This window comes from Ferruginibacter sp. (assembly GCF_028288465.1).
GTDB lineage: Bacteria > Bacteroidota > Bacteroidia > Chitinophagales > Chitinophagaceae > Ferruginibacter.
Genome location: NZ_JAQBNR010000021.1, coordinates 260,804 through 281,675, shown reverse-complemented (window position 1 = coordinate 281,675; position 20,872 = coordinate 260,804). Strand labels below are relative to the sequence as shown.

Annotated in this window: 20 protein-coding genes; 13 read left to right on the top strand and 7 right to left on the bottom strand. The window is 40.7% G+C overall.

Features of this window, described 5'->3' with window-relative positions; translation table 11 throughout:
* Positions 1-12: 12 nt before the first annotated feature.
* Entirely contained in the window at positions 13-1,206 is a 1,194-nt protein-coding gene (locus JWR61_RS10430; protein WP_301927754.1) for a TlpA disulfide reductase family protein, read from the bottom strand.
* A 256-nt stretch (positions 1,207-1,462) separates the two neighbouring features.
* Between JWR61_RS10430 and JWR61_RS10425 the strand changes: the two genes are divergently transcribed.
* Both JWR61_RS10425 and hutH read left to right on the top strand, forming a co-directional pair.
* A complete protein-coding gene (locus tag JWR61_RS10425; RefSeq protein WP_301927753.1) occupies positions 1,463-2,191 on the top strand; it encodes a tRNA threonylcarbamoyladenosine dehydratase in 729 nt (242 codons plus the stop codon).
* Between the two features lie 200 nt (positions 2,192-2,391).
* On the top strand, positions 2,392-3,888 hold the full coding sequence (hutH, locus tag JWR61_RS10420) for a histidine ammonia-lyase (RefSeq protein WP_301927752.1): 1,497 nt from the start codon (positions 2,392-2,394) through the stop codon (positions 3,886-3,888).
* An 8-nt stretch (positions 3,889-3,896) separates the two neighbouring features.
* Here hutH and JWR61_RS10415 read toward each other — a convergent pair whose 3' ends face one another.
* Positions 3,897-4,361 carry a DinB family protein gene (locus JWR61_RS10415; RefSeq protein WP_301927751.1) on the bottom strand — a complete coding sequence of 155 codons (465 nt, stop codon included), beginning with the start codon at positions 4,359-4,361 and terminating at the stop codon, positions 3,897-3,899.
* A gap of 494 nt (positions 4,362-4,855) precedes the next feature.
* Here JWR61_RS10415 and JWR61_RS10410 point away from each other — a divergent pair, with 494 nt between their 5' ends.
* The 4 genes from JWR61_RS10410 (at position 4,856) to JWR61_RS10395 (ending at position 10,171) form a co-directional block, all read left to right on the top strand.
* Positions 4,856-5,632 carry a hypothetical protein gene (locus JWR61_RS10410; RefSeq protein ID WP_301927750.1) on the top strand — a complete coding sequence of 259 codons (777 nt, stop codon included), beginning with the start codon at positions 4,856-4,858 and terminating at the stop codon, positions 5,630-5,632.
* A 299-nt stretch (positions 5,633-5,931) separates the two neighbouring features.
* Positions 5,932-6,189: a hypothetical protein gene (locus tag JWR61_RS10405; RefSeq protein ID WP_301927749.1), complete on the top strand. Its 258-nt coding sequence runs from the start codon at positions 5,932-5,934 to the stop codon at positions 6,187-6,189.
* An 89-nt stretch (positions 6,190-6,278) separates the two neighbouring features.
* Positions 6,279-7,262 carry a Gfo/Idh/MocA family protein gene (locus tag JWR61_RS10400; protein ID WP_301927748.1) on the top strand — a complete coding sequence of 328 codons (984 nt, stop codon included), beginning with the start codon at positions 6,279-6,281 and terminating at the stop codon, positions 7,260-7,262.
* Between the two features lie 77 nt (positions 7,263-7,339).
* Complete coding sequence (locus JWR61_RS10395; protein WP_301927747.1) at positions 7,340-10,171, top strand: hypothetical protein; 2,832 nt, start codon at positions 7,340-7,342, stop codon at positions 10,169-10,171.
* A gap of 5 nt (positions 10,172-10,176) precedes the next feature.
* Here JWR61_RS10395 and JWR61_RS10390 read toward each other — a convergent pair whose 3' ends face one another.
* The 4 genes from JWR61_RS10390 to JWR61_RS10375 form a co-directional block, all read right to left on the bottom strand.
* The gene (locus tag JWR61_RS10390) at positions 10,177-10,533 is read right to left on the bottom strand and encodes a hypothetical protein (RefSeq protein ID WP_301927746.1); all 357 of its coding nucleotides are present in this window, start codon (positions 10,531-10,533) and stop codon (positions 10,177-10,179) included.
* Positions 10,534-10,666: 133 nt separating this feature from the next.
* Entirely contained in the window at positions 10,667-10,960 is a 294-nt protein-coding gene (locus JWR61_RS10385) for a hypothetical protein (RefSeq protein WP_301927745.1), read from the bottom strand.
* Positions 10,961-11,001: 41 nt separating this feature from the next.
* Positions 11,002-11,817 carry a hypothetical protein gene (locus tag JWR61_RS10380; RefSeq protein ID WP_301927744.1) on the bottom strand — a complete coding sequence of 272 codons (816 nt, stop codon included), beginning with the start codon at positions 11,815-11,817 and terminating at the stop codon, positions 11,002-11,004.
* Positions 11,818-11,856: 39 nt separating this feature from the next.
* Complete coding sequence (locus tag JWR61_RS10375; RefSeq protein ID WP_301927743.1) at positions 11,857-12,351, bottom strand: DUF6600 domain-containing protein; 495 nt, start codon at positions 12,349-12,351, stop codon at positions 11,857-11,859.
* A 273-nt stretch (positions 12,352-12,624) separates the two neighbouring features.
* Between JWR61_RS10375 and JWR61_RS10370 the strand changes: the two genes are divergently transcribed.
* Positions 12,625-12,822: a hypothetical protein gene (locus JWR61_RS10370; RefSeq protein WP_290337738.1), complete on the top strand. Its 198-nt coding sequence runs from the start codon at positions 12,625-12,627 to the stop codon at positions 12,820-12,822.
* A 14-nt stretch (positions 12,823-12,836) separates the two neighbouring features.
* Here the strand turns inward: JWR61_RS10370 and JWR61_RS10365 are convergent, their stop codons facing one another.
* Positions 12,837-12,983: a hypothetical protein gene (locus JWR61_RS10365; protein ID WP_301927742.1), complete on the bottom strand. Its 147-nt coding sequence runs from the start codon at positions 12,981-12,983 to the stop codon at positions 12,837-12,839.
* 522 nt (positions 12,984-13,505) lie between these two features.
* Between JWR61_RS10365 and JWR61_RS10360 the strand changes: the two genes are divergently transcribed.
* The 6 genes from JWR61_RS10360 to JWR61_RS10335 all read left to right on the top strand — a co-directional run bounded on the left by JWR61_RS10360 (position 13,506) and on the right by JWR61_RS10335 (position 20,782).
* A complete protein-coding gene (locus tag JWR61_RS10360; protein ID WP_301927741.1) occupies positions 13,506-14,108 on the top strand; it encodes a ferritin-like domain-containing protein in 603 nt (200 codons plus the stop codon).
* A gap of 99 nt (positions 14,109-14,207) precedes the next feature.
* On the top strand, positions 14,208-15,335 hold the full coding sequence (locus JWR61_RS10355; RefSeq protein WP_301927740.1) for an AI-2E family transporter: 1,128 nt from the start codon (positions 14,208-14,210) through the stop codon (positions 15,333-15,335).
* A gap of 77 nt (positions 15,336-15,412) precedes the next feature.
* Entirely contained in the window at positions 15,413-15,775 is a 363-nt protein-coding gene (locus tag JWR61_RS10350; protein ID WP_301927739.1) for a BlaI/MecI/CopY family transcriptional regulator, read from the top strand.
* Between the two features lie 10 nt (positions 15,776-15,785).
* A complete protein-coding gene (locus tag JWR61_RS10345; protein ID WP_301927738.1) occupies positions 15,786-17,417 on the top strand; it encodes a M56 family metallopeptidase in 1,632 nt (543 codons plus the stop codon).
* A 601-nt stretch (positions 17,418-18,018) separates the two neighbouring features.
* The gene (locus JWR61_RS10340; RefSeq protein WP_301927737.1) at positions 18,019-18,453 is read left to right on the top strand and encodes a molybdenum cofactor biosynthesis protein MoaE; all 435 of its coding nucleotides are present in this window, start codon (positions 18,019-18,021) and stop codon (positions 18,451-18,453) included.
* An 82-nt stretch (positions 18,454-18,535) separates the two neighbouring features.
* A complete protein-coding gene (locus JWR61_RS10335) occupies positions 18,536-20,782 on the top strand; it encodes a glycoside hydrolase family 95-like protein (protein WP_301927736.1) in 2,247 nt (748 codons plus the stop codon).
* The last annotated feature ends 90 nt before the right edge of the window (positions 20,783-20,872 follow it).

The following is a 20,872-nucleotide window of genomic DNA, read 5'->3' as shown; positions in this document are numbered from 1 at the left end:
GAACTAGCCGCCTTAGAGATTTTGCTGTATTACTTTTTCAAGTTCTTTGTCCTGACCTTGCACATACCCAACCCGGGAGAAAATTATACTTCCATTCTTGTCAATCAAATACATGGTGGGTATACCCGCGACGTGGTAATCTTCCGATACGACTTTTCCTCCTAACAAAACCTTATAGGTTACGCCACGTTTTGTTAGAAAGGCGGCTATGCCATCTTCTTTTTTGTCATAGATATCAATACCAATAACTTTTAGTCCTTTCTTTTCGTATTTTTTATGAAGGGCTTGTAAACCTGGTAGCGCCAGTATACAGGGGTAACAAGATTTGGTAAAAAAATCAATCAGTACAAGCTGTCCTTTAAAATCGTTTAGATTTGTTTTTTCGTCTTTTAATGAAAGCAATTCCCATTCCGGAGCAATTGCACCCCTGGTCAAAGTAACAGGGTTTTTGGAAGGAGTGTAATCTTTTAATGTATAGAAAGCCGGAAGTGATTTCACTGTCCAGATATTGTCATCATTTAAGTTGTTTATTTCATATTTATTCAAAGTATTCCGTTCATATTGATGCATGGTATCATTATCCATTACGTTATTGTACGCTATGGAATATTGGATGGGAATAAAGTCAGATTTTTTAACCCAATAATGGTATTCTAGCAGGATGGTTTTCATCTTTTCGGAAGTCTCGTCTTTGTGAGTATCATCTACCTGAATATGAAAGCAACTTTCATTATCTAAATTTTCTTCTCCTATTAGTTTGCAGATGTATCTTTTATCCATAAGATCAGTATCATGCGGAACAGTGGGGTATTTCTGATTTGTGAATGGTGAATAGAATTTGTAGCTGCGGCTTTGCGATTGAATTTTTTTAGCCCATAATGCTTTTGATACAATTGTTGCAGTGCTGTCCCAGGGCTGAACTATTATAAGATCGTCACCTGTGTAAAGTGAAATACCTCCATCTTCGTAACGAAAAGCAGCAAGATCAAAGTCATCATCTTTCAGCCTTTTAAAATAGCACTTCGAAGTACTTTTTGTTGTATCCTTTGCATCCATAAATTTAAAATACCTTGTCATCTCATAGTAGCCATTTTGAATGGTTTGGCATTTGTTATATGTCTGCTGCAAAATATCTTTTGTATTTTGAGCTGATAAATTATTGCAATTAAAAAGGAAGAGGATGCAAAAGAATAGTTTTAATCTCATTATTTTCAGTTTATATAGTTCCGGTAATTCGGGTGTGATGTTAGTATTAAGCTAAAATCAAATGTATAGTACAATTGGAAACTCCCTGTCAGTATTTCCAATCAATAAAGTTAAAATGCGTTCGCATTTAAGACCGGCGCCCCAAAGCCGAAAAACTACAAGCGAGCCGATAGCTATCGGCTGACACAACGATTTGCCACAAAGCTTCGTAGCCCGGACAATAATGGTAATATTGCAAACCAAAAATTAATAAACGATGATACCATATTGGATGAGCCGCACACAGTTGCTGCTGGGTGATGATACTACGCAACAACTGATGCATAAAAATGTGCTGGTAGTAGGACTAGGTGGCGTAGGAGGTATTTGCGCTGAAATGATTGCCAGAAGCGGCGTTGGAAGGATGACCATCGTGGATGGCGATACAGTTGATCTGAGCAATGGCAACCGGCAGATTGCGGCCCTGCATAGTACAGCAACACAATTAAAGGCCGAAGTAATGGCCGCAAGGCTAAGAGACATCAACCCGGAGATTGAATTAACAGTGGTTGCTGAATTTATAAAGGAAGAAAGAACGGTGGAGATTGTTGAAGCTGGCACGTATGATTATGTAATAGACTGCATCGATACGTTAACCCCTAAAGTGTGGCTGATTAAAACCTGCGTTGACAGGAACATTCCGGTGGTAAGTTCACTGGGAGCGGGCGGTAAAATGGACCCTTCGCAGATACAGGTGGCGGATATTGCCGACAGCTATAAATGCAAACTAGCCCGCTACGTTAGAAAATATTTGCACAAAGAAGGAATAACCAAAGGTGTAACTGTGGTGTTTTCGCCGGAGGAAATTGATGCTGGAAAAATTGTTGTTACTGAAAAGGCGTTTCCCAAAAAATCCATTATTGGTACCGTCAGTTATATGCCGGCATTGTTTGGTTGCCTGGCTGCGAGTGTTGTTATAAGGGCACTTTGTAACCGCAACGATTAGCCATTGCCGAAGGCCGGTTTTGATAATTAATAATACAGCGGATGATTCTTTGTTGTATTTGTCTTTCCGGTACGTAAAAATGCAGATTGCAATGCCAGGACAATTGCTGATGCCGGTAAATCTATAGTTAATTAGTTTTGTTACTTTTGAAAAGATAAGCCTGTTTTATTTTACGGATATATCCAAAAAAGAAGCCCCGCATGAGTTATAATTATTTGCCGCTTGACAAAAACCCGCTTAACTTTCAGCAGGTGAAAAACCTGCTGGCTTTTGAGCAAAAAGTATCCATTACGTTTGATGCGCATCAGCGCATTACAGCCTGCAGGGAATACCTGGATAAAAAACTGGCTGAGGGCAATGAATTATTTTATGGTATCAATACCGGATTTGGCTATCTGCAAAATGTAAAAATCGACCACGCACAATTACAGGAGTTGCAGGTAAACCTGATTAAATCACACGCATGCGGTTTGGGTGAAGAAGTGCCTGCACCGATAGTCAGGTTTATGATCATGCTCAAAATAAAATCGTTGAGTTATGGCAATTCCGGCGTACAGATAGATACTGTGAAAAGGCTGACCGAGATGTACAACAATGATGTGTTACCGGTGATTTATACACAGGGGTCGCTGGGGGCTTCGGGGGATCTGGCGCCACTTAGTCACCTGAGCCTGGCACTGCTTGGTTTAGGTGAAGTGTATTGCAAAGGCAAGAAAATGCTGGCTGCTGAAGCATTACAGCAATTTAATTGGAAGCCGATACCCCTGCAAAGCAAAGAAGGGTTGGCGTTGATTAATGGTACGCAGTTTATGAGCGCCTACGGTATGCACAACCTGATACAATGCGACCGGTTATTGCAGTGGGCCAATATTATTGCGGCTATATCTTTTGATGCTTTTGATTGCACACTGGAACCATTGCACGAAAAAATACATTCCATCCGCAGCCACAGCGGCCAGGTGTCAACGGCTGCGGCTTTGCGCAGATTGCTTGTTGGTAGCCAAATTGCAACACAACAAAAAGAACAGGTGCAGGATCCATATTCTTTTCGCTGTATACCACAAGTGCATGGCGCAACAAAAGATACATTCGATTATGTGCTCGGCATTTTTATAAAGGAAATCAATTCTGTTACTGACAATCCCAATATTTTTCCGGATGATGATTTAATATTGAGCGGCGGAAATTTTCACGGGCAGCCGCTGGCACTGGCGCTGGATTTTTTAGCCATTGCAATGAGTGAGATAGCCAATATTTCGGAAAGAAGAACTTACCAGCTCATCAGCGGTCAGCATAAACTACCCATGTTCCTGGTAAAGCAGCCGGGCCTGCATTCTGGTTTTATGATACCTCAATATACGGCCGCGGGCATCGTAAGCGAGAACAAACAGTTGTGTACGCCTGCCAGCGTGGACTCTATCAGCAGCAGCAACAACCAGGAAGACCATGTGAGCATGGGTGCCAATGCAGCTACCAAATGTAAAAGGGTGGTTGTCAATGTAGAAAAAGTGCTGGCCATTGAATTGCTTACTGCTGTACAGGCGCTTGAATTCCGGCGGCCATTAAAAAGCTCAGCTGCGATAGAAGCAATTGTGCATGCCTTTAGAAAGGAGGTTACCTTTAACGAAGCTGACCGTATTTTACAAACCGATATGATGAAGGCAATTGCATTTATAAGCAATGATCCGTCCTTGTAAGACCAGGTTCATTTTAACGACACCATTATTTGGCCTATATGGTAAATATCATGTTGCACAATACCATTCAGCAAGGTCCTGAAATTATATTCCCTTCCCGGCACTTTTTTATCTAACATTTCATCGGTTGTTTTATTTATTTTGTCCAGTAAATGTTGCTGGGTAAGTGCCAGTGACTGCATCCCGTTCCGCCATACAGATTCTGTGGGTTGTGGAAATGACGGAAAATTATTTTCTTCAAAATGTGCCGTAGTGGTCAGGGCATCCTTTTCAAAGCGGCTGATGGTAAACAACCGCCAGTTAATAATATGATATAGTAAAACAGTGTTGTTGTGATTGTTGTTTACTTTAACGGCCCAAGCATGTTTTGTTGCTACTTCATTTAAAATACTAGCCAGTGATCTGCCATACCATGGATCGCCATCATAGGTATCCGTCAATTGTTGTTTGATTAATTGAAGTTCTTTATTCATGTTGCTGTATTAAATTAATATTTTTATAGTTGAATTATTGTTGAATATTTTGAGTGATTGCGAACTACATGCCATAAGTTGGCACAGGGCGCTTACTGCCCGCTGCATCCTGAAATACATAATAATGTTTACCCTTGGTAATAAGAAGGTTGCCGGTTTAATTACAATATTTTACAGAATAAGTTTAATAAATATTCATGACAGCAAAGAATGTTAAACAACATTTTTTCGAAAGGGTAGAAAAACTTCTACAGCGTTGCCGGCTATATATCTATAGGATGCTTGTTGGAAATGTTGCATTTTTACATAATAATTCAATAAGCTAAAACCTCGTTAAGTCTATATTCTGAGAATCCAAATATTTACTCCTTGTCTAAGAAAAACCTCCTGATGGGGGTTTTTTATTTGTCACCACTTGCTTTTTTTATTTAGCTGTAGTTTCTCTGAGTTCAAAGGCCATTGATCATTTGCAGAGCGAAGCATTAAATTGCAGCATGAAGAACAGGTTATTTGAGTTTGAAGACCAGGCATGGCTGCCCGCCTCCATACGGGAGGGTATGACGGATTACTTAAGGTTTATTTTGAATAGTGGCAATTTTTACGAACCAGTTAGTCCGCTTTTGTTACAATTGTTACAGCATACAAGGGCTCACAACATAATTGATCTGTGTTCAGGCGGCGGAGGTACCATTCAACAGATCCAAAAAAATTTAGAACAGCAATATTCCCGGCAGGTAACATTTACGTTAACGGATAAATTTCCCAATATACCCGCCTATGAATTTATACAACAACAAGCTGGCGGAAAAATCAATTACTGCTCTACCCCGGTAAATGCCGTAAGCGTTAATGCAGGCTTAAAAGGCGTGAGAACTATTTTTTCTGCCTTTCATCACTTTGACGAAGCTACCGCAACAGATGTAATTCAAGATGCTGTAAGGGCTCGTGAAGGCATAGCTGTTTTTGATGGCGGAGACCGGAATATGTTTTTTGTTATCGCCATTCTATTGCTACACCCCATTGCCTTCATGTTGTTTACTCCATTCTTCAGACCGTTTAAATGGAACCGCATATTGTTTACCTATATCATTCCACTAATTCCATTTTGTACAGTTTGGGATGGCATTGTTTCGGTAACCAGGTTATATCAGCCCAAACAGTTATTGCAAATTGCACGTAGTATCTCCGATACTGGTTATACGTGGCAGGCCGGTAAAGTTAAAAATAAGTATGGCATGCAGATTACCTACCTGCTGGGTAGTCCTCTTTAAAAACCAGATAATTGTGCGCCTTAAATCAGCGGACAGCATATATCATTATTTTAGTTGTTACAAAAACTTCTATGATATATTACAGGATTGATTACAAACTCTGACAAATAACCTGTCTATATTTACATTGAAATCATCCAATACCACTGAAACCCTGACCATAGGTCCGTACACTAAAAAAACCGCCTGTGAAAAGCCTCCTGTTTGGGAGGTTTTTTGTTTGTATTCTTGTGAATATTGCTTCATAAAATTCCCATTTGTTGTGGAGCAAAATAAAGCGTACTTTGAAAATAAATTGTATGCCTGAATCCAAGACAAGACACCCGCACAAACATCCCGATCATCATCATCCAAAAACAACAGAAACACAGCATAAGCATAAAAAAACAAGCCGTACTATTATTGCAACCGTTTTATTTTGTGGTTTGCTGGGGCTGGCTGTAAGTTTTTTTATGGCTGCTGACAGCGTTACGACGCTCGTAGCTGGCACCTTGCTAGGTTGTATAGCAGGTTATATTTTTGGTTACCAGGTTGATAAAAGCCTGTCAAAAAAATAATCAACGTGTTTTAACAATACCACTGATTTAGCATCAGTTGCACGATAAAACAGGCAGCAGAATGCTGCAATAAGGTATAGTTTTTTGTTATGAAAAAAATAAAATGGGGCATTATCGGTTGCGGGGATGTTACCGAAAAAAAAAGCGGGCCAGCCTTTAATAAAGTGAGTAATTCCATGCTGGTTGCGGTTATGCGACGCAATGCAGACAAAGCAAAGGATTACGCCCAGCGCCACAATGTACCAAAATGGTACACCAACGGGGAGGACCTGATTAATGATCCGGAAGTGAATGCAGTGTACATTGCCACGCCGCCTTCTTCGCACGAAATGTATTGCATAGCTGCCATCAACGCCGGCAAACCAGTGTATGTCGAAAAGCCGATGAGCAACAATACTGCTGAAGCCTGGAAGATGGCAAACCTGGCCGCTCAAAAAAACGTTCCGTTAGCAGTGGCGCATTACCGCCGGCAACAGCCTTTTTTCAAAAAAATAAAACAACTGATAGAAGATGAAATTATTGGAGCGGTACATTTTGTGCAGTTGCAATATTGTAAAAAAGCATTGACGGCAACGGAATTACTGGACAAAAGAATTGCCTGGCGTGTTGATCCATCCATAGCAGGTGGCGGTTTGTTTCATGATCTTGCGCCGCACCAGCTGGACCTGATGCATTATTTTTTTGGTGAAGCTGCAACCGTTCATGGAGTGGCCACCAATAATGCAGGATTGTATGCAGCCGATGATACAGTTGCGGGAAATATCCTTTTTAAAAATGGAGTTGTATTTAATGGAATATGGAGTTTTGGCATAGCTGCGGCTGCAGAAAGAGACTGGTGCGAAATTACCGGTTCAAGAGGTACAATAGGATTCTCCGTTTTTGATGGCCGTACCATTACAATTACTATAAATGATGAAACCGAACAAATTACCTTTGATGCATTACAACATGTACAGCAACCCATGATTGCAGCTGTGGTGGAATATTTTTCAGGCGGCACTGAAAACCCTTGCAGTGCACAAGACGGAGCTTTGATAATGCAATGGATGGAAGCCATGACCCGGAATTCATAAAAGTTACAGACTCATTATGTAAAAGCCAATAACTTACAGTTAGCAAATCCGGGAAACTTAATACTTAACTTTATTGCATGACTTGTAGAAAATTATTACTGCCTATTTTATGTTTTATTTCTTTTTATACTTCAGCGCAAAACTTTGGCGGTAACCCGGCTGCGTTAAAATGGCAGCAGGTAAATACGGCTTTCTCCCGGGTTATTTTCCCCAAGGGATTGGACAGCCAGGCAAACAGGATCAGTAATATTGTGCGGCTGCTGGATAGCACCACAACGTCTACCATCGGCAATAGGCATCGTAAGTGGAACATTGTTTTGCTTAACCAGACAACCATCCCAAATGCATACGTAAGGCTGGCACCAGTTATCAGCGAGTTAAATTTGTTACCAGGTCAGGATAATTTTAGCAATGGCAGTGTGCGGTGGGATGATAACCTGATCATTCATGAAGACCGGCACATGCAGCAGCTGGCCAATTTTAATAATGGGCTTACCAAAGCATTTTCTTTTTTCCTGGGACAGGAAGGACAGTTATTTGCTAACGGAATAACCATCCCGGATTATTTTTTTGAAGGTGATGCAGTTTGGCAGGAAACGCTGGTAAGTGCGCAGGGCAGGGGCAGGATGCCCTTTTTTTACAATGGCCTGCGCTCACTGCAATTGAGCAATAAAAACTACAGTTGGATGAAATTGCGCAGTGGTTCGCTGGTTGATTACACACCAGATCATTATGAATTGGGTTACCAGCTGGTGGCATACGGATATGAAAAATATGGTGCTGATTTTTGGCGAAAGGTTACGGATGATGCCGTTCGTTTTAAAGGATTGTTTTACCCTTTTAATAAAGCCATCGAAAAGTATTCAGGAAGAACTTATAGCCAGTTCAGGCAGGATGCGCTGGACTATTTTAAAATCCAGACAACGCCGAAATTAAAAGCGGAGCCAGAGCTCAGCTATCTCACCCCTGTTAAAAAAAATACGGTGGCAGATTACCAGTTCCCGGTGTATATTAATAATGACAGTATTCTTGTAACAAAAAGATCGTACAAAGAAATCAATGCCTTTTACCTGATTGCACATGGCAGAGAACAAAAAATCAGTGTGAAAAAGATAGTGATTGATGACTACTTCTCTTACAATAACGGTCGTGTTGTTTATGCCAGTTATCAAACTGATCCGCGGTGGGGTAACAGGAATTACAGCAATATAGAACTGCTGAATATTTATACTAAAGAAAAAAGGCGACTCACCTTTAAATCAAAATATTTTTCTCCTGTAATAAACAAAGAAGGTACAGAAATCCTTGCTGTAAATGTTGAAGTAAATGGAGGAAACAATTTGCACCGCATAGATGGTCATTCAGGTAAACTGGTTCACATCATACCAAATCCGCATAATTATTTTTTTACACAAAGCAGTTACATTGATAATAACGCTGCAATTTCAGCCGTAAGAAATCCGGCAGGTGAAATGGCGCTTGTACAGGTGAATTTAACAACCGGGGAAACAGCAACTGTTACGCCTTTTTCTTTTAACGTAGTGGGGTTTCCTTTTGTAAAGAACGATACAGTTTATTATAGTGCGATGGACAATCAGTCACCGGCCGATAAAATCTTTGCGGTTTCTTTAAAAGATAAAAAAATATACCGGCTTACTGCTAACGTGAACGGCGTGTATCAACCGGCTGTTGGTCCAAACGGCAATTTGATATTTTCTGCTTTTACTGCGAACGGCTACAGGCTGTCGTCGCTTGCGGCTGGTGAAATAAAATGGCAGCTGGAAGATGATACAGCCATCACTCCGGTAACAGAAATCGGTACGGCCAAATCATTGAAAGGACAAGGCGCAGGCGCCTTATACCAGGCAAGCAGCGAAAAAAATCCTGTAAGCAAATACCGTAAATCGTTTCACTTATTCAACTTCCATAGTTGGCGGCCTTTCGTAAGTGATCCTGAATATGGGTACAGTTTTTACAGTGATAATATTTTAACCAGTTTTACAAACACACTTACCTATACATACAATCGCAACGACCGGAGTCATACGCTGGGTTTCGACGCTATTTATGCAGGATGGTTTCCATATCTTGATCTGGGAACGTCGGCCAGTTTTGACCGGCAGGTTGATACAGCATTAGGCAAAACAGTTCATTTTAACAGTGCTAAAATAAATGCAGGTTTTTATATTCCACTTAGTTTTACGGGCGGTACAACATCCAAATATCTGAACTTTGGCGCCAGCTATAATGTTGAACAATTGTATTACCGGGGCATTGGAAAAAATATATTGGCGAATGCCGGTGTTAACTATGCCAGTGCATTCTTGTCCTTTAGCAATGTTTCGCAGCAGGCATTGCAGCAAATCAATCCACGGTGGGCACAGTCGGTCTCACTAAGTTACCGGGATGCGTTCAATTACCGCAATAGCCACAAACTGGTTGCTTCTGCATCACTTTATTTACCCGGCCTTTCAACCAATCATAGCCTGGTGATAGCCGGTGCATTTCAAAAGAGAGATACTTTGAATGATTTGTTCAGCAATAATTTTCCTTATTCACGAGGGTATGATGCTTTGAGTCAGCCTACAATGTATAAAGCCGGTATTAATTACCACTTTCCATTGTTTTATCCTGATTGGGGCTTCGGCAACATGGTGTTTTTTCAACGCATACGAATGAATGTTTTTTATGACCATACAAGTGTAAGTGCAAAAGCAGATAACGGATCAACGGGTTATCTTAAAAATCGTAGCACGGGAGCAGAATTATATTTTGATACCAAGTTATGGAATGCTTTGCCAGCCATATTTGAAATCCGTTTTTCACATTTGCTTGATCCCAATTACAGAAATCCAACTGTAAAAAATCGTTGGGAAATTGTGATACCTATCAGCCTGATACCAAATTAAAATACCTACCGGTTCATCACTTCCATTTCATCCAAATCGTAGGTGCCCGTTGTGAGCGTACAATTAAAAGCCGAACAATAACTAAACAAGTCATTGATTGGGATGGTGTTTATTTTGAATTTTTTTACGGCAATTTTGTCTGTTTTTAAATCGCTGTCTTCTTCACGGGTTTTATCGACAGCATATACAGTTATTACCGTTTCCTTTCCTAAAAATAGCCGGATGGCAAAGGCTTCAAACCTGTCGCGGTTGTAATCAAGAATATGCTGTTGGCAAAAGTCATCCAGGGTTTGATCATTGGCTAAGGTCACAGAAATGGCCCCTGTCATATCTCCGTGTTCAAAATTAATTGGTTGTTGCATGTTGTAAATTTTACTGATGGTTAAATATCAGGTAAAGACTAAATAATATGCCAGAAAAGTATTCGACTTTACATACAAAAACGGGCGCAGCCATTACACTGCACCCTTGCTGATCTATAACCCTTACTAAAACTTATCTGTGCCAATAACCACGACGCCATTGCCAGCCGTTATTGTAATGCTGCCAGCTACCGGCTTGCCAGCGGCGGCCGCCTCTTGGTGCAGCCCAATAGCCTGGTTGATGAATATATCTTCCGCGGCTCCATAGCCAATCTCCTTCTATCCACACATAACCCGGTCCCGGTGCAAACGGACGTTGATAATAAGGAGCAACGGGCCTTTCTGCGACCACCACCCTCGATCCGCTGCAGGAAGCGAACAGCAATGAACCAATGATTGCGAAGGCGACTAAAATTGTATTTTTCATGTTGGTAAATTTTTATGATAGATAATTGTTGATTTGAAAATTTATTCTCTTCCACGGCCTCTACCCTGTGACTGCGGCCGCTGGTTATGCTCCCGTTCTACCCTTTGCCGGCCTTCATTATAACCACCATTGGACGGCCGTTCCATTCTTTGTTGTGGTTGCTGTGGCATTGGTTGTTGTTGCCTGCGTTCCATATTCCGTTGCAGAAATTGTTGCGGGGCTGGCATAGGCTGCGGAATATTTTGCTGCTGCGGCCTTCCGGCATTGTTATTTCCACGGCCGGGAAAACCATTGTTTTCCCTGCCACGGTTATCAGGGAAATTATTTTGCGGTCTTGCTGGAAAATTGTCATTGCGGTTGTTACCAGGGTTACTGATCACCGGCGTATTATTTTGCGGTTGCCCGTTATTATTGTCTCTTCCATGATTGTAGTTGCCGTTGTTACCATTCCGGTTATCAGGAAAACTGTTTTGAGGCCTCGCGGGAAAATTGTCGTTCCTGTTGTTACCGGGATTATTGATTACGGGCGCATTGTTTTGCGGTTGCCGGTTGTCGTTTTCTCTTCCGCGATTATAAGTGCCATTATTTTCATTTCTGTTATCTGGCCTTGTGGGAAAATTATTATTCCGCCCATTGCCCTGTGGCTGATTATTGTTGTTTCTATCCCTGTTATAGTCACGGCCATTGTTAAAAACATTACCCCTTCCTCTTTCATTATCATTTCTGTTAACCACCATTCGTTCCCTGTAATTAACACGCCTTTCTTCAATACGGTTATTGGTAAATCTTTCTACTTCCCTTCTTTCCGGACCGCGGTTAAATCTGCCCTCACGGCCATTGTAAAAATTGTTGATCACTACGGCATTTCTAAAATAATTATTCCGCGGTTCAACGCACTACCGGTAAAAGTCTGGTCTTCCCATATATTGCCTTGGTAAAAAATTCCACCTGTTATAAGGAATGGAGCCAAAGGATATACTTACGTTAAGACCATAACCCAATGGTGCCCATCCATAATAACCGTCGTATTCACTCCAGCTCACCCATGCACTTGCCCACTCATATCCCGGAATCCACATCCAGCCATATTCGGGGTCATATTCCCATCTGCCATAATGGAACGGCGCCCATCCCCATTCAAAATCAGAAACCCATGACCATCCGTAGTTGGTATATTCCCAGTGACCGTCAGTTGCATAAGGCCGGAAAGCAGGATCTTCATAAATCCAAACCTGGCCAAAGCGTGGATTAAAAGTCCATCTGCCGTAAGGACTGAGATCTTGCTGAAATACAGAAAAGTTCACTTCAACTGATTGTGCTTTTAATTGGCCAGACGGTACGCTGCCAATAAGGACAATAAATAACAGGAGTAACATTCGATTGCTTTTCATGGTTGACTATTTAACTGAATGAATTTCAAATTGCCAACCTGTGACTGGAAAAGAGCCATTAAGTTTGTTAAGGGTTTGATAATAAATACACTGTACATCTACATCCCGAATTTCGATCAATTTTAAAAAGGCTGGCCGATTAATCCGGCTAAAGGTTTATGCCGGGGTATACTCAGTCCTTATATTATATCCACAGTTGCAAAAGTTTCTGTGGACAATTTTTGACGAAAAGTATTTGCCAAATGGATATTTTTAAACTGCTAAAACTGCAATATGAAATTTCAATCTGGTCAAACGGTTACTGTGTTGGACACGGAATATAAGCCTGCAGGCAGTGCAGTAGTGTGCAACTACCAGGAGAATTCCAATAAATACGAGGTTGACTTTATCTACCCGGGTCACGACAAAGCAGATAAGATATCCGTACCCGAAGAACGGTTGATTTTACCGGGAGATATACTTCACCGTTAAACGAGATTCCCTCTTCATGATTGAAAAAGCAATGTTAGTATCGCCATGCCATCTAAAAATGCAGAAGGTGTGACTATATAATTCTGGTGCTTTTTAACATGCAGACCCGTTGTAAATATCAGGGTGGTTGTTCTGGAGTTGAGGCTAACAGTCTTGTCCATCCAGGCGTTAATTATGGTACATAAGCTGCGGCTGCGTTACTATACCGCAAAAAAAGGGGATAATTTCGTAAACAAAAGCTGTCTAAAATTATACACAGGTTGTAGCGTTTATTGCAACTTCTTTTCGTCCTTACAAACATACCAGGGCAACAATAAAATACCATTTAGTTGCCCCCGCTGATTGCATTTATTTTCATAATTTATTTTAAACCCAGATAACATCAAACCCATTTAAATTGTTCACTACAACAACCTGTAAGCTTCAACCAGCCTGGATTGTGGAGTTGTGGGGCGGCATTGAAGGATATTGTGGCCGGATGTTAGAATACTGATAATTTATTTCATGACATCCTCCGATTTTTACATCTTTTCTCCTGCAAAATCCTGAAAAAAAAGCTTGTTGGCTAATGAAAAGCAAAACTTTTTTTTTGTAAAAGCGCCGTCTTCGAACACCCATTTAAAGTGGCATGGTTATTTTGTGAATTAAGTTTTATAAACAGATAAAATTTTAAACTTTTTATTATGGCAACAAAAGCAACAACTACCAGCAAAAGCCAGTCAAACGGCAATGGCAATGCGATGAAGGAATCTCCGTCGAAAAAGATGACACCCAACCAGCAATCTATTGGAAGCGATTCCAGGTTGCAGGAATTTTTTCATGATGAAATAAAAGACATTTACTGGGCAGAAAAGCACCTTGTAAAGACATTGCCAAAAATGCATAAGGCAGCCAGCTCACCTGAACTAAAGAATGCCATTGCAGAGCACCTGGATGTTACCCGTGGTCACGTTGAAAGATTGGAAGAAGTATTTTCACTGCTGGGCAAAAAACCCCAGGCAAAAAAATGTGAAGCAATGGAAGGTATTACTAAAGAGGGCGAAAGTATTATTGAAGATACTGAAGCCGGAACAGCAACCAGGGACGTTGGTATTATTATGGCGGCCCAAAAAGTGGAGCATTATGAAATTGCCACATACGGCGGACTTGCACAGTTAGCAAAAACACTTGGCCAGGATGAAGTGGCTGGTATTTTACAGTCTACGCTGGATGAGGAAAAAGAAGCGGATGAAAATTTGTCAAAACTGGCAGAAAGCCGGGTGAACGAATCCGCCGCTGCTGAATAGTGAAATCCATAGCTTGCATATCTGCACGGCCATTTGTCAACAAATGGCCGTGTATTATTTAAACCCGGCAACCGGCCCATCAACCATCATACAAACACCATGATTAAAAAGTATCCCTTCTACCTGAAAAGTACGGTAGTTCTTTTTGGATTGATCTTATTTGTCTTTATGCTTTTTAATCTAAAGTCAATATTGGTACCACTGGCTTTCTCCATTTTACTTGGCGTGTTGTTGAATCCGCTCGTAAACCGACTTCAGTTATGGGGACTAAATAAGATATGGGCCATATCTTTATCCTTGCTGATTGCTTTCATTTTTATATCGGGTATCGTATATTTTATAATGACAGAACTAAATAGTTTCGGCGCCCAGTTGCCGGTTATAAAAACTAAATTCTGGCAACTTACTGCTACGTTTCAGCATTATGTAAGCACACAACTTCATGTGCCAATTGCCAAACAGCAACAATATATTGCCGAAGCTGAAAATGGCATCAAACCGATCATTGCCGCCACTTTGGGAACTGTGATGGGAACACTGGGGATGGTATTTTTGCTGCCTGTTTACACCTATCTTTTCTTGTATTATAAAATTCTTATCCTCAATTTTCTGTATGAAATATTTTCAGAAAACAATTCAAAAGAGGTAAGCCTGGTGCTGAAACAAACCAAGGGTGCGATTCAAAACTATATGTTTGGATTGATACTGGAAGCGCTGATAGTAGCAACTTTAAATTCGACAGCTTTGCTGTTGCTGGGGGTAGATTACGCTATCCTGATTGGATTGCTTGGTGCCATTTTAAATATTCTTCCATTTATAGGTGGTATTATCGCGGTGTTGCTTCCGCTCTTTATTGCCACCATTACGAAAGATGGTTATCACACGCAAATTGGTATTACATTGGCTTACCTCGTAATTCAATTTATAGATAATCATTTCCTGGTGCCTTTTATTGTTTCTTCCAAAGTAAAAATCAATGCACTTATTTCTCTCGTCATCGTTTTATTAGGTAATGCGGTATGGGGTATCCCGGGGATGTTTTTATCCATTCCTTTTATAGGTATTCTCAAAATTATATTTGACCGTCTTCCTGAATTAAAGCCCTGGGGTAAATTATTGGGAGATGAAATACCAACCCGTCATAAAGGGCAGGTATGGAACCTGCGTAGTAAACGTAACACTGCAATAAACAGTGAAACTGAAAGCCCTGTGAAATCTGCATCCTGAAAATTATTTTTGAAAAAAGGGGAAAAATTATTTTGCCTTTTACGAAATATTCGTAGATTTACGAAAAGATCGTAACAATGGCAGATAAACTCACACTACAGGAAGAACAGGCCATGAAGGCCATCTGGCAAACAGGGGAGGGCAATGTAAAAATGTTTCTTGAAAAAATGGAACCGCCCATTCCTCCCTACACTACACTGGCGTCTACAGTAAAAAATCTTGAAAAGAAAAAATACGTTACAGGCAGGCTGATGGGAAACCTGTACGTATACAAACCGCTGATAACAGAAGCTGACTATACCAAAGGTTTTATGAGTGGTTTTGTAAAAGACTATTTCGATAACTCCTACAAGGAGCTGGTAAACTTTTTTGTCGATCAAAAAAAATTATCGCCTAAAGAGTTGAAGGAAATTATCACATTGATTGAATCTAAAAAGTAAAACACCATTTATGCAATCATTGCTTTTATACCTGTTTAAGTTATCCATCAGCCTTGCCATAGTATATTCATTTTATTTGCTGGTGTTGCGGCGCACCACTTTTTACAATTGCAACCGGTGGTACCTGCTGGCATATACAGCCTGCTGTTTTTATATTCCTTTTATTGATGTCAGTGCCCTGCAGGTATGGCATTCACTGGAAAAAAATGAAATAGTTACGACGATACCATATTTTAATTTTAATGCGGTTAGTAATAAGCCGGCAGTTGCATCAAGCTGGGCAGAAACATGGCTACCGGCAATAGTTCAGACAATATTATTGACTGGCGCCCTTTTACTGCTGCTGCGTCTTTTGATACAATATATTTCTTTTGTAAGGCTAAAAAGAAAAGCCATTCTTATAAGTGACGATAGCGTAAAAATTTATAGCGTCGCAAAAAATATTATTCCGTTTTCAATTGGCAACGCCATTTTTATACAGCATGATATGCAGGACAGCGATGGTTTAAGAGAAATTATCCGACACGAGTTTGTACACGTAAAACAAAAACACACAATAGATATCCTGTTTACAGAAATATTGTGTGTTATAAACTGGTACAATCCATTTGCCTGGCTGATAAGGCACGCAGTGCGGCAAAACCTGGAGTTTATAGCCGACAATAAAATAATTCAAACGGGTTTTGATAAAAAAGAGTACCAGTATTTGTTATTAAAAGTAATGGGTACTGCCCAGTTTAGTTTCACCCAGCAATTCAATTTTTCTTCACTTAAAAAACGTATCATCATGATGAACAAAATTAAAACTGCCAGGGTACAACTGGCAAGATTTTTATTTGTGCTGCCGGTTGCAGCAGTGCTTTTGCTTGCTTTCAGGCAACACCAGTCAAAGCCGGATGCTGTTGTAATCAAGCCGCAACAAATGTTCGTGAGTGCTGTTGACACTGTGCCCGCTGCCGGCAACCTGCCTGCAAATGTCAGATCGGTAAACGTTCAAAATAACAGAGCTACCGTAACTTTAAAAAACGGTAAGGTGGAAGAGTACGACTTAAATAACGCAAATGCAAAATCTACTTTTACAAAAAAGTACGGTGAACTTCCTGCGCCACCTCCTCCACCAGCAGCGCCAGATGCACCAGAAGCGGCCATAGCCCCGGTAGCACCTATAGCACCAGTTCCTTCGGTTGTTCCTGTTGCACCAGCTCCTGAAATTGCTCCAGTCGCACCAGCTCCTGAAATTGCTCCAGTCGCACCATTGCCTCCACCACCGCCACCACCACCTCCGCATCCTGCCCATGGAAAAGAGACTGTTAAGACGCCAGGCAATGCACCATCTCCGGCAGTCGACAAGGTTGTTGATAGTAAAATATCAGAAAGCACCGGTACCGGGCAAACAGCAGCTAAGAATCATATTGTAAATGTGACGATGCAAGAGGATAAAGCGTCACAAGGTGATAGTGCACCAGGAAAAGCTCTTTATGTAATTGATGGAAAGGACGTAACCAATGATGTATTTAATTTGTTGGACAAAGATTTAATTATGAGTGTAAATGTTTTAAAAGGTGATCATGGCACAAAGCAATACGGTGAAAAAGGAAAAAATGGAGTGATTGAAATAACCACAAAAAAGATAAATAACTAAGACTATATTTTTTATTTATAAGAGGAATGGTGAAAGCTGTTCCACTTTTTTGTTTTAACGAGTCTGTCAAGTGCCGGTTTTTAAGCTTAGTGTAGTAATTGTACTATCCTTCACTCGTAAAATCGCTATTCAATAAAAAGTTTAAATACTAAAAAAAAGAAATAACCCTACGCAAAAAAATGCGAACTCTTGCTATTGTATACTTTAACAAATCGTTGCATCTTTGTTATAGAAGTTGATTGATATTAGTTTATCAATCTTATCCCAATATCCAGATTAAACCAAAAAGTATTCAATATCCTTTACTAAAAAACCAAATCCAATATCAGTCAACTTCTAATTTTTCTCTTACCTTAAATATATAGGTATCCCTTTTATAAACCTCGTTGTTTCGTTCAATTAAGTGTAATCCCCAAAGAAGGCCTTTTCCAGGGCCTTTTTATTGTGCCGGGTACTTAACAATTCCAGGAGTTGAGATGCGTGTTTCGTACGCTGGAATGTTTTAAAGCAACTCTGCTATTAATTATTGCCTGATACATTTGAAAAAAATGTACATTGGTACAATAATTTCAACCGGTGATTCAGTCATAATCATAAACATATGTCAGCTAAAAATATCTTCCTACAGGGAGCCATCTCTCCTGCATTTATTGCAGAGAGTATTCAGAAGCACAGCACTAAAACAGGAATTGGAGCACATAATATTTTTTTAGGCCAGGTAAGAAAAGATGTACTGGCAGGGCAGGAAGTTGCTGCTATTGAATACAGCAGCTATGAACCCATGGCTGCAATGCAAATGGAAGAAATAAGGGAAGCGATTTTTGCGAAATATGCGTTGACCTGTATGCATGTTTATCATAGCCTTGGTGTAGTACAAGCCGGGGAGATTTGCCTCTTTGTATTTACTTCATCCAAACACAGAAAGATAGCTTTTGACGCCTGCGAAGAAACGGTGGAAAGAATAAAAAAGGAATTGCCCGTGTGGGGAAAGGAAATTTTTGCAGGTGGCGATTATCAGTGGAAAGAGAATACATAAATAGCCTGCGCCAGGGGATGAAGACACCCGCTTGAATCGCTCAGTCTGATAAAATTCCTCTTGATTAATTATACCTTTTTTGATGAGAAAATATTTGTTCATTTCCATTTGCCTCGCCTTTTGTTTGCCCGTTAAAGCACAACTTACACCTAAGTATAACCTTGTTTTTGATTCACTTGCCAAAAGATGGGATGAAGGTATTCCGCTGGGTAACGGCTGGCTCGGCGCATTGATCTGGCAAAAAGAATCCTACGTCCGTATCTCGCTTGACAGGGTTGATTTGTGGGACGATCGCCCCATGCCGGAAATAAATAAGCTGAAGTTTAAATGGGTAGCGGAGCAGGTACAAAAGGGCCAGTATGACACAGTGCAAAAATTGGGTGACGAGCCTTATGAAAAATACCCGGCGCCTTCAAAAATCCCGGGGGCAGCGCTGGAATTTGACGTGAGTAAATTCGGAAAGGTAATTCACAATGAACTGGATATTCAGTCGGCCTTGAGCACCATTCAGTTTCAAAATGGTGTGGTGTTTAAAAATTATATTCATGCAACTGAGCAGGTTGGATATTTTAGTTTTGAAAACTGTCCGGATGCCATCATTCCAATTATTAAAATTCCTGCCTATCATTCTGATAAAAAAGTAACAACCGGCAATAGCGTAGAAGGGCAGGGGCTTGAACGGCTGGGTTATGCCACAGGTACCATAGAAAAAGGAAAAAACTTCGTGCGTTACCATCAGCCAACATGGAATGGAAATTATTACGAAGTGCTGGTACAGTGGACAAAATCAGGTAATAAAATATTGGGTGAGTGGACAATAACGCAGGGAAGAAAAGCTGCAATGTCTGTCATCAACCCTGCGTTAAAAGAACCCACGGGTTGGAATAAACATATCGCCTGGTGGAAAGATTACTGGAGCCGCTCGGCTGTTGCCGTTCCGGATACAATTTTGGAAAAGCAATATTACCTGGAGATGTATAAGTTTGGCTGCGTTGCCAGGAGCAATACACCCCCCATTTCTTTACAAGCCATATGGACTGCAGACAATGGAAATCTGCCACCTTGGAAAGGCGATCTGCATCACGATTTGAATACTGAATTGAGTTACTGGCCGGGCTACACGGGTAACCACCTCGACCTTACCGCATCTTACACGAATTGGTTATGGAAAGTAAAACCTGAAAATGAGCGGTGGACTAAACAATGTTTTGGTACAACAGGACTGAATGTGCCGGGTGTCACCACCATTAGCGGTAAACCAATGGGTGGCTGGATTCAGTATTCTGTTAGTCCAACTACGGGCGCCTGGCTGGCGCAGCATTTTTACTGGCAATGGAAGTATGGCATGGATGAAAAATTTCTTCAGCAAAGATGTCTGCCATATATAAAAGCTGTTGAAACTTACCTTGCTCAAATTCGTATAGCCGACCCAACTAGTAAGCTGTATAAACTGCCGCTGAGTTCATCGCCGGAGTACAACGATAACCGCATAAGCGCATGGTTTCCGCAGTTCACAAACTATGATTTGGCGCTTGTTAAAAATCTATACCGGGAATATATTAAGCTGTTGGTAAGAACTGGAGGTAATAATTTGAAAAAAATAAAATCAGAGGAACAATTGTATCCGGCATTCAATATCAATGAAACAGGTCTCTCTATTGCACCTGGTCAAAACCTGGATCAGTCCCACAGGCACCATGCACAGCTGATGGCAATTTATCCCCTGGGGTTGTTAGACATCAACAAGGAAGCAGAAAAAAATACAATTGACAAAAGCCTCCGTTGGCTTCAAGAAAAAGGAACAAGAGAATGGTGCGGCTATTCTTTTAGCTGGGCCGCCTGCCTGTATGCACAGGCCAAACAAGGGGATAGTGCGGCAAAAATGCTAACACTGTTTGCAAAGCATTTTGTTTCGGCAAACAGTTTTCATTTAAATGGTGATCAGAGCGGTGGATTATACTCCAACTTTACCTACCGGCCGTTTACTCTGGAAGGGAATTTTGCTTTTGCGCAGGGCATACATGAAATGCTGATCCAGAGCAATAAAGGATACATCGAAATTTTTCCCGCCATTCCCACCGATTGGAAAAATATATCCTTTAAAACTTTAAGGGCTGAGGGTGCATTTTTAGTTTCTGCCGTAAAAGAAAATGGTATAACTATCCGCGTGACAATAAGTGCCGGAGCAACGGGGATTATGCGTTTAAAACTGCCCTTTAAAACATTTTATATTGCTGGAAATAAAAAGACTTATTCTTTAAATGAAAATGTGCTGGAAATAAAAATGACAAAGGGAGAAACAGTTATAATAAACAATGGATTCGAATAGGGGAGTTGAAAAACAAAATATAACAGGCTTTGTGAACACAACAACTCTTTTTTAGTGAAATGTACATAGGTCCCCATGCACTTCCAATTC

Coding starts and splice junctions, on each gene's coding strand:
- JWR61_RS10430 (WP_301927754.1), bottom strand. CDS start 1,206: ATGAGATTAAAACTATTCTTTTGCATCCTCTTCCTTTTTAATTGCAAT.
- JWR61_RS10425 (WP_301927753.1), top strand. CDS start 1,463: ATGATACCATATTGGATGAGCCGCACACAGTTGCTGCTGGGTGATGAT.
- hutH (WP_301927752.1), top strand. CDS start 2,392: ATGAGTTATAATTATTTGCCGCTTGACAAAAACCCGCTTAACTTTCAG.
- JWR61_RS10415 (WP_301927751.1), bottom strand. CDS start 4,361: ATGAATAAAGAACTTCAATTAATCAAACAACAATTGACGGATACCTAT.
- JWR61_RS10410 (WP_301927750.1), top strand. CDS start 4,856: ATGAAGAACAGGTTATTTGAGTTTGAAGACCAGGCATGGCTGCCCGCC.
- JWR61_RS10405 (WP_301927749.1), top strand. CDS start 5,932: ATGCCTGAATCCAAGACAAGACACCCGCACAAACATCCCGATCATCAT.
- JWR61_RS10400 (WP_301927748.1), top strand. CDS start 6,279: ATGAAAAAAATAAAATGGGGCATTATCGGTTGCGGGGATGTTACCGAA.
- JWR61_RS10395 (WP_301927747.1), top strand. CDS start 7,340: ATGACTTGTAGAAAATTATTACTGCCTATTTTATGTTTTATTTCTTTT.
- JWR61_RS10390 (WP_301927746.1), bottom strand. CDS start 10,533: ATGCAACAACCAATTAATTTTGAACACGGAGATATGACAGGGGCCATT.
- JWR61_RS10385 (WP_301927745.1), bottom strand. CDS start 10,960: ATGAAAAATACAATTTTAGTCGCCTTCGCAATCATTGGTTCATTGCTG.
- JWR61_RS10375 (WP_301927743.1), bottom strand. CDS start 12,351: ATGAAAAGCAATCGAATGTTACTCCTGTTATTTATTGTCCTTATTGGC.
- JWR61_RS10370 (WP_290337738.1), top strand. CDS start 12,625: ATGAAATTTCAATCTGGTCAAACGGTTACTGTGTTGGACACGGAATAT.
- JWR61_RS10365 (WP_301927742.1), bottom strand. CDS start 12,983: ATGGACAAGACTGTTAGCCTCAACTCCAGAACAACCACCCTGATATTT.
- JWR61_RS10360 (WP_301927741.1), top strand. CDS start 13,506: ATGGCAACAAAAGCAACAACTACCAGCAAAAGCCAGTCAAACGGCAAT.
- JWR61_RS10355 (WP_301927740.1), top strand. CDS start 14,208: ATGATTAAAAAGTATCCCTTCTACCTGAAAAGTACGGTAGTTCTTTTT.
- JWR61_RS10350 (WP_301927739.1), top strand. CDS start 15,413: ATGGCAGATAAACTCACACTACAGGAAGAACAGGCCATGAAGGCCATC.
- JWR61_RS10345 (WP_301927738.1), top strand. CDS start 15,786: ATGCAATCATTGCTTTTATACCTGTTTAAGTTATCCATCAGCCTTGCC.
- JWR61_RS10340 (WP_301927737.1), top strand. CDS start 18,019: ATGTCAGCTAAAAATATCTTCCTACAGGGAGCCATCTCTCCTGCATTT.
- JWR61_RS10335 (WP_301927736.1), top strand. CDS start 18,536: ATGAGAAAATATTTGTTCATTTCCATTTGCCTCGCCTTTTGTTTGCCC.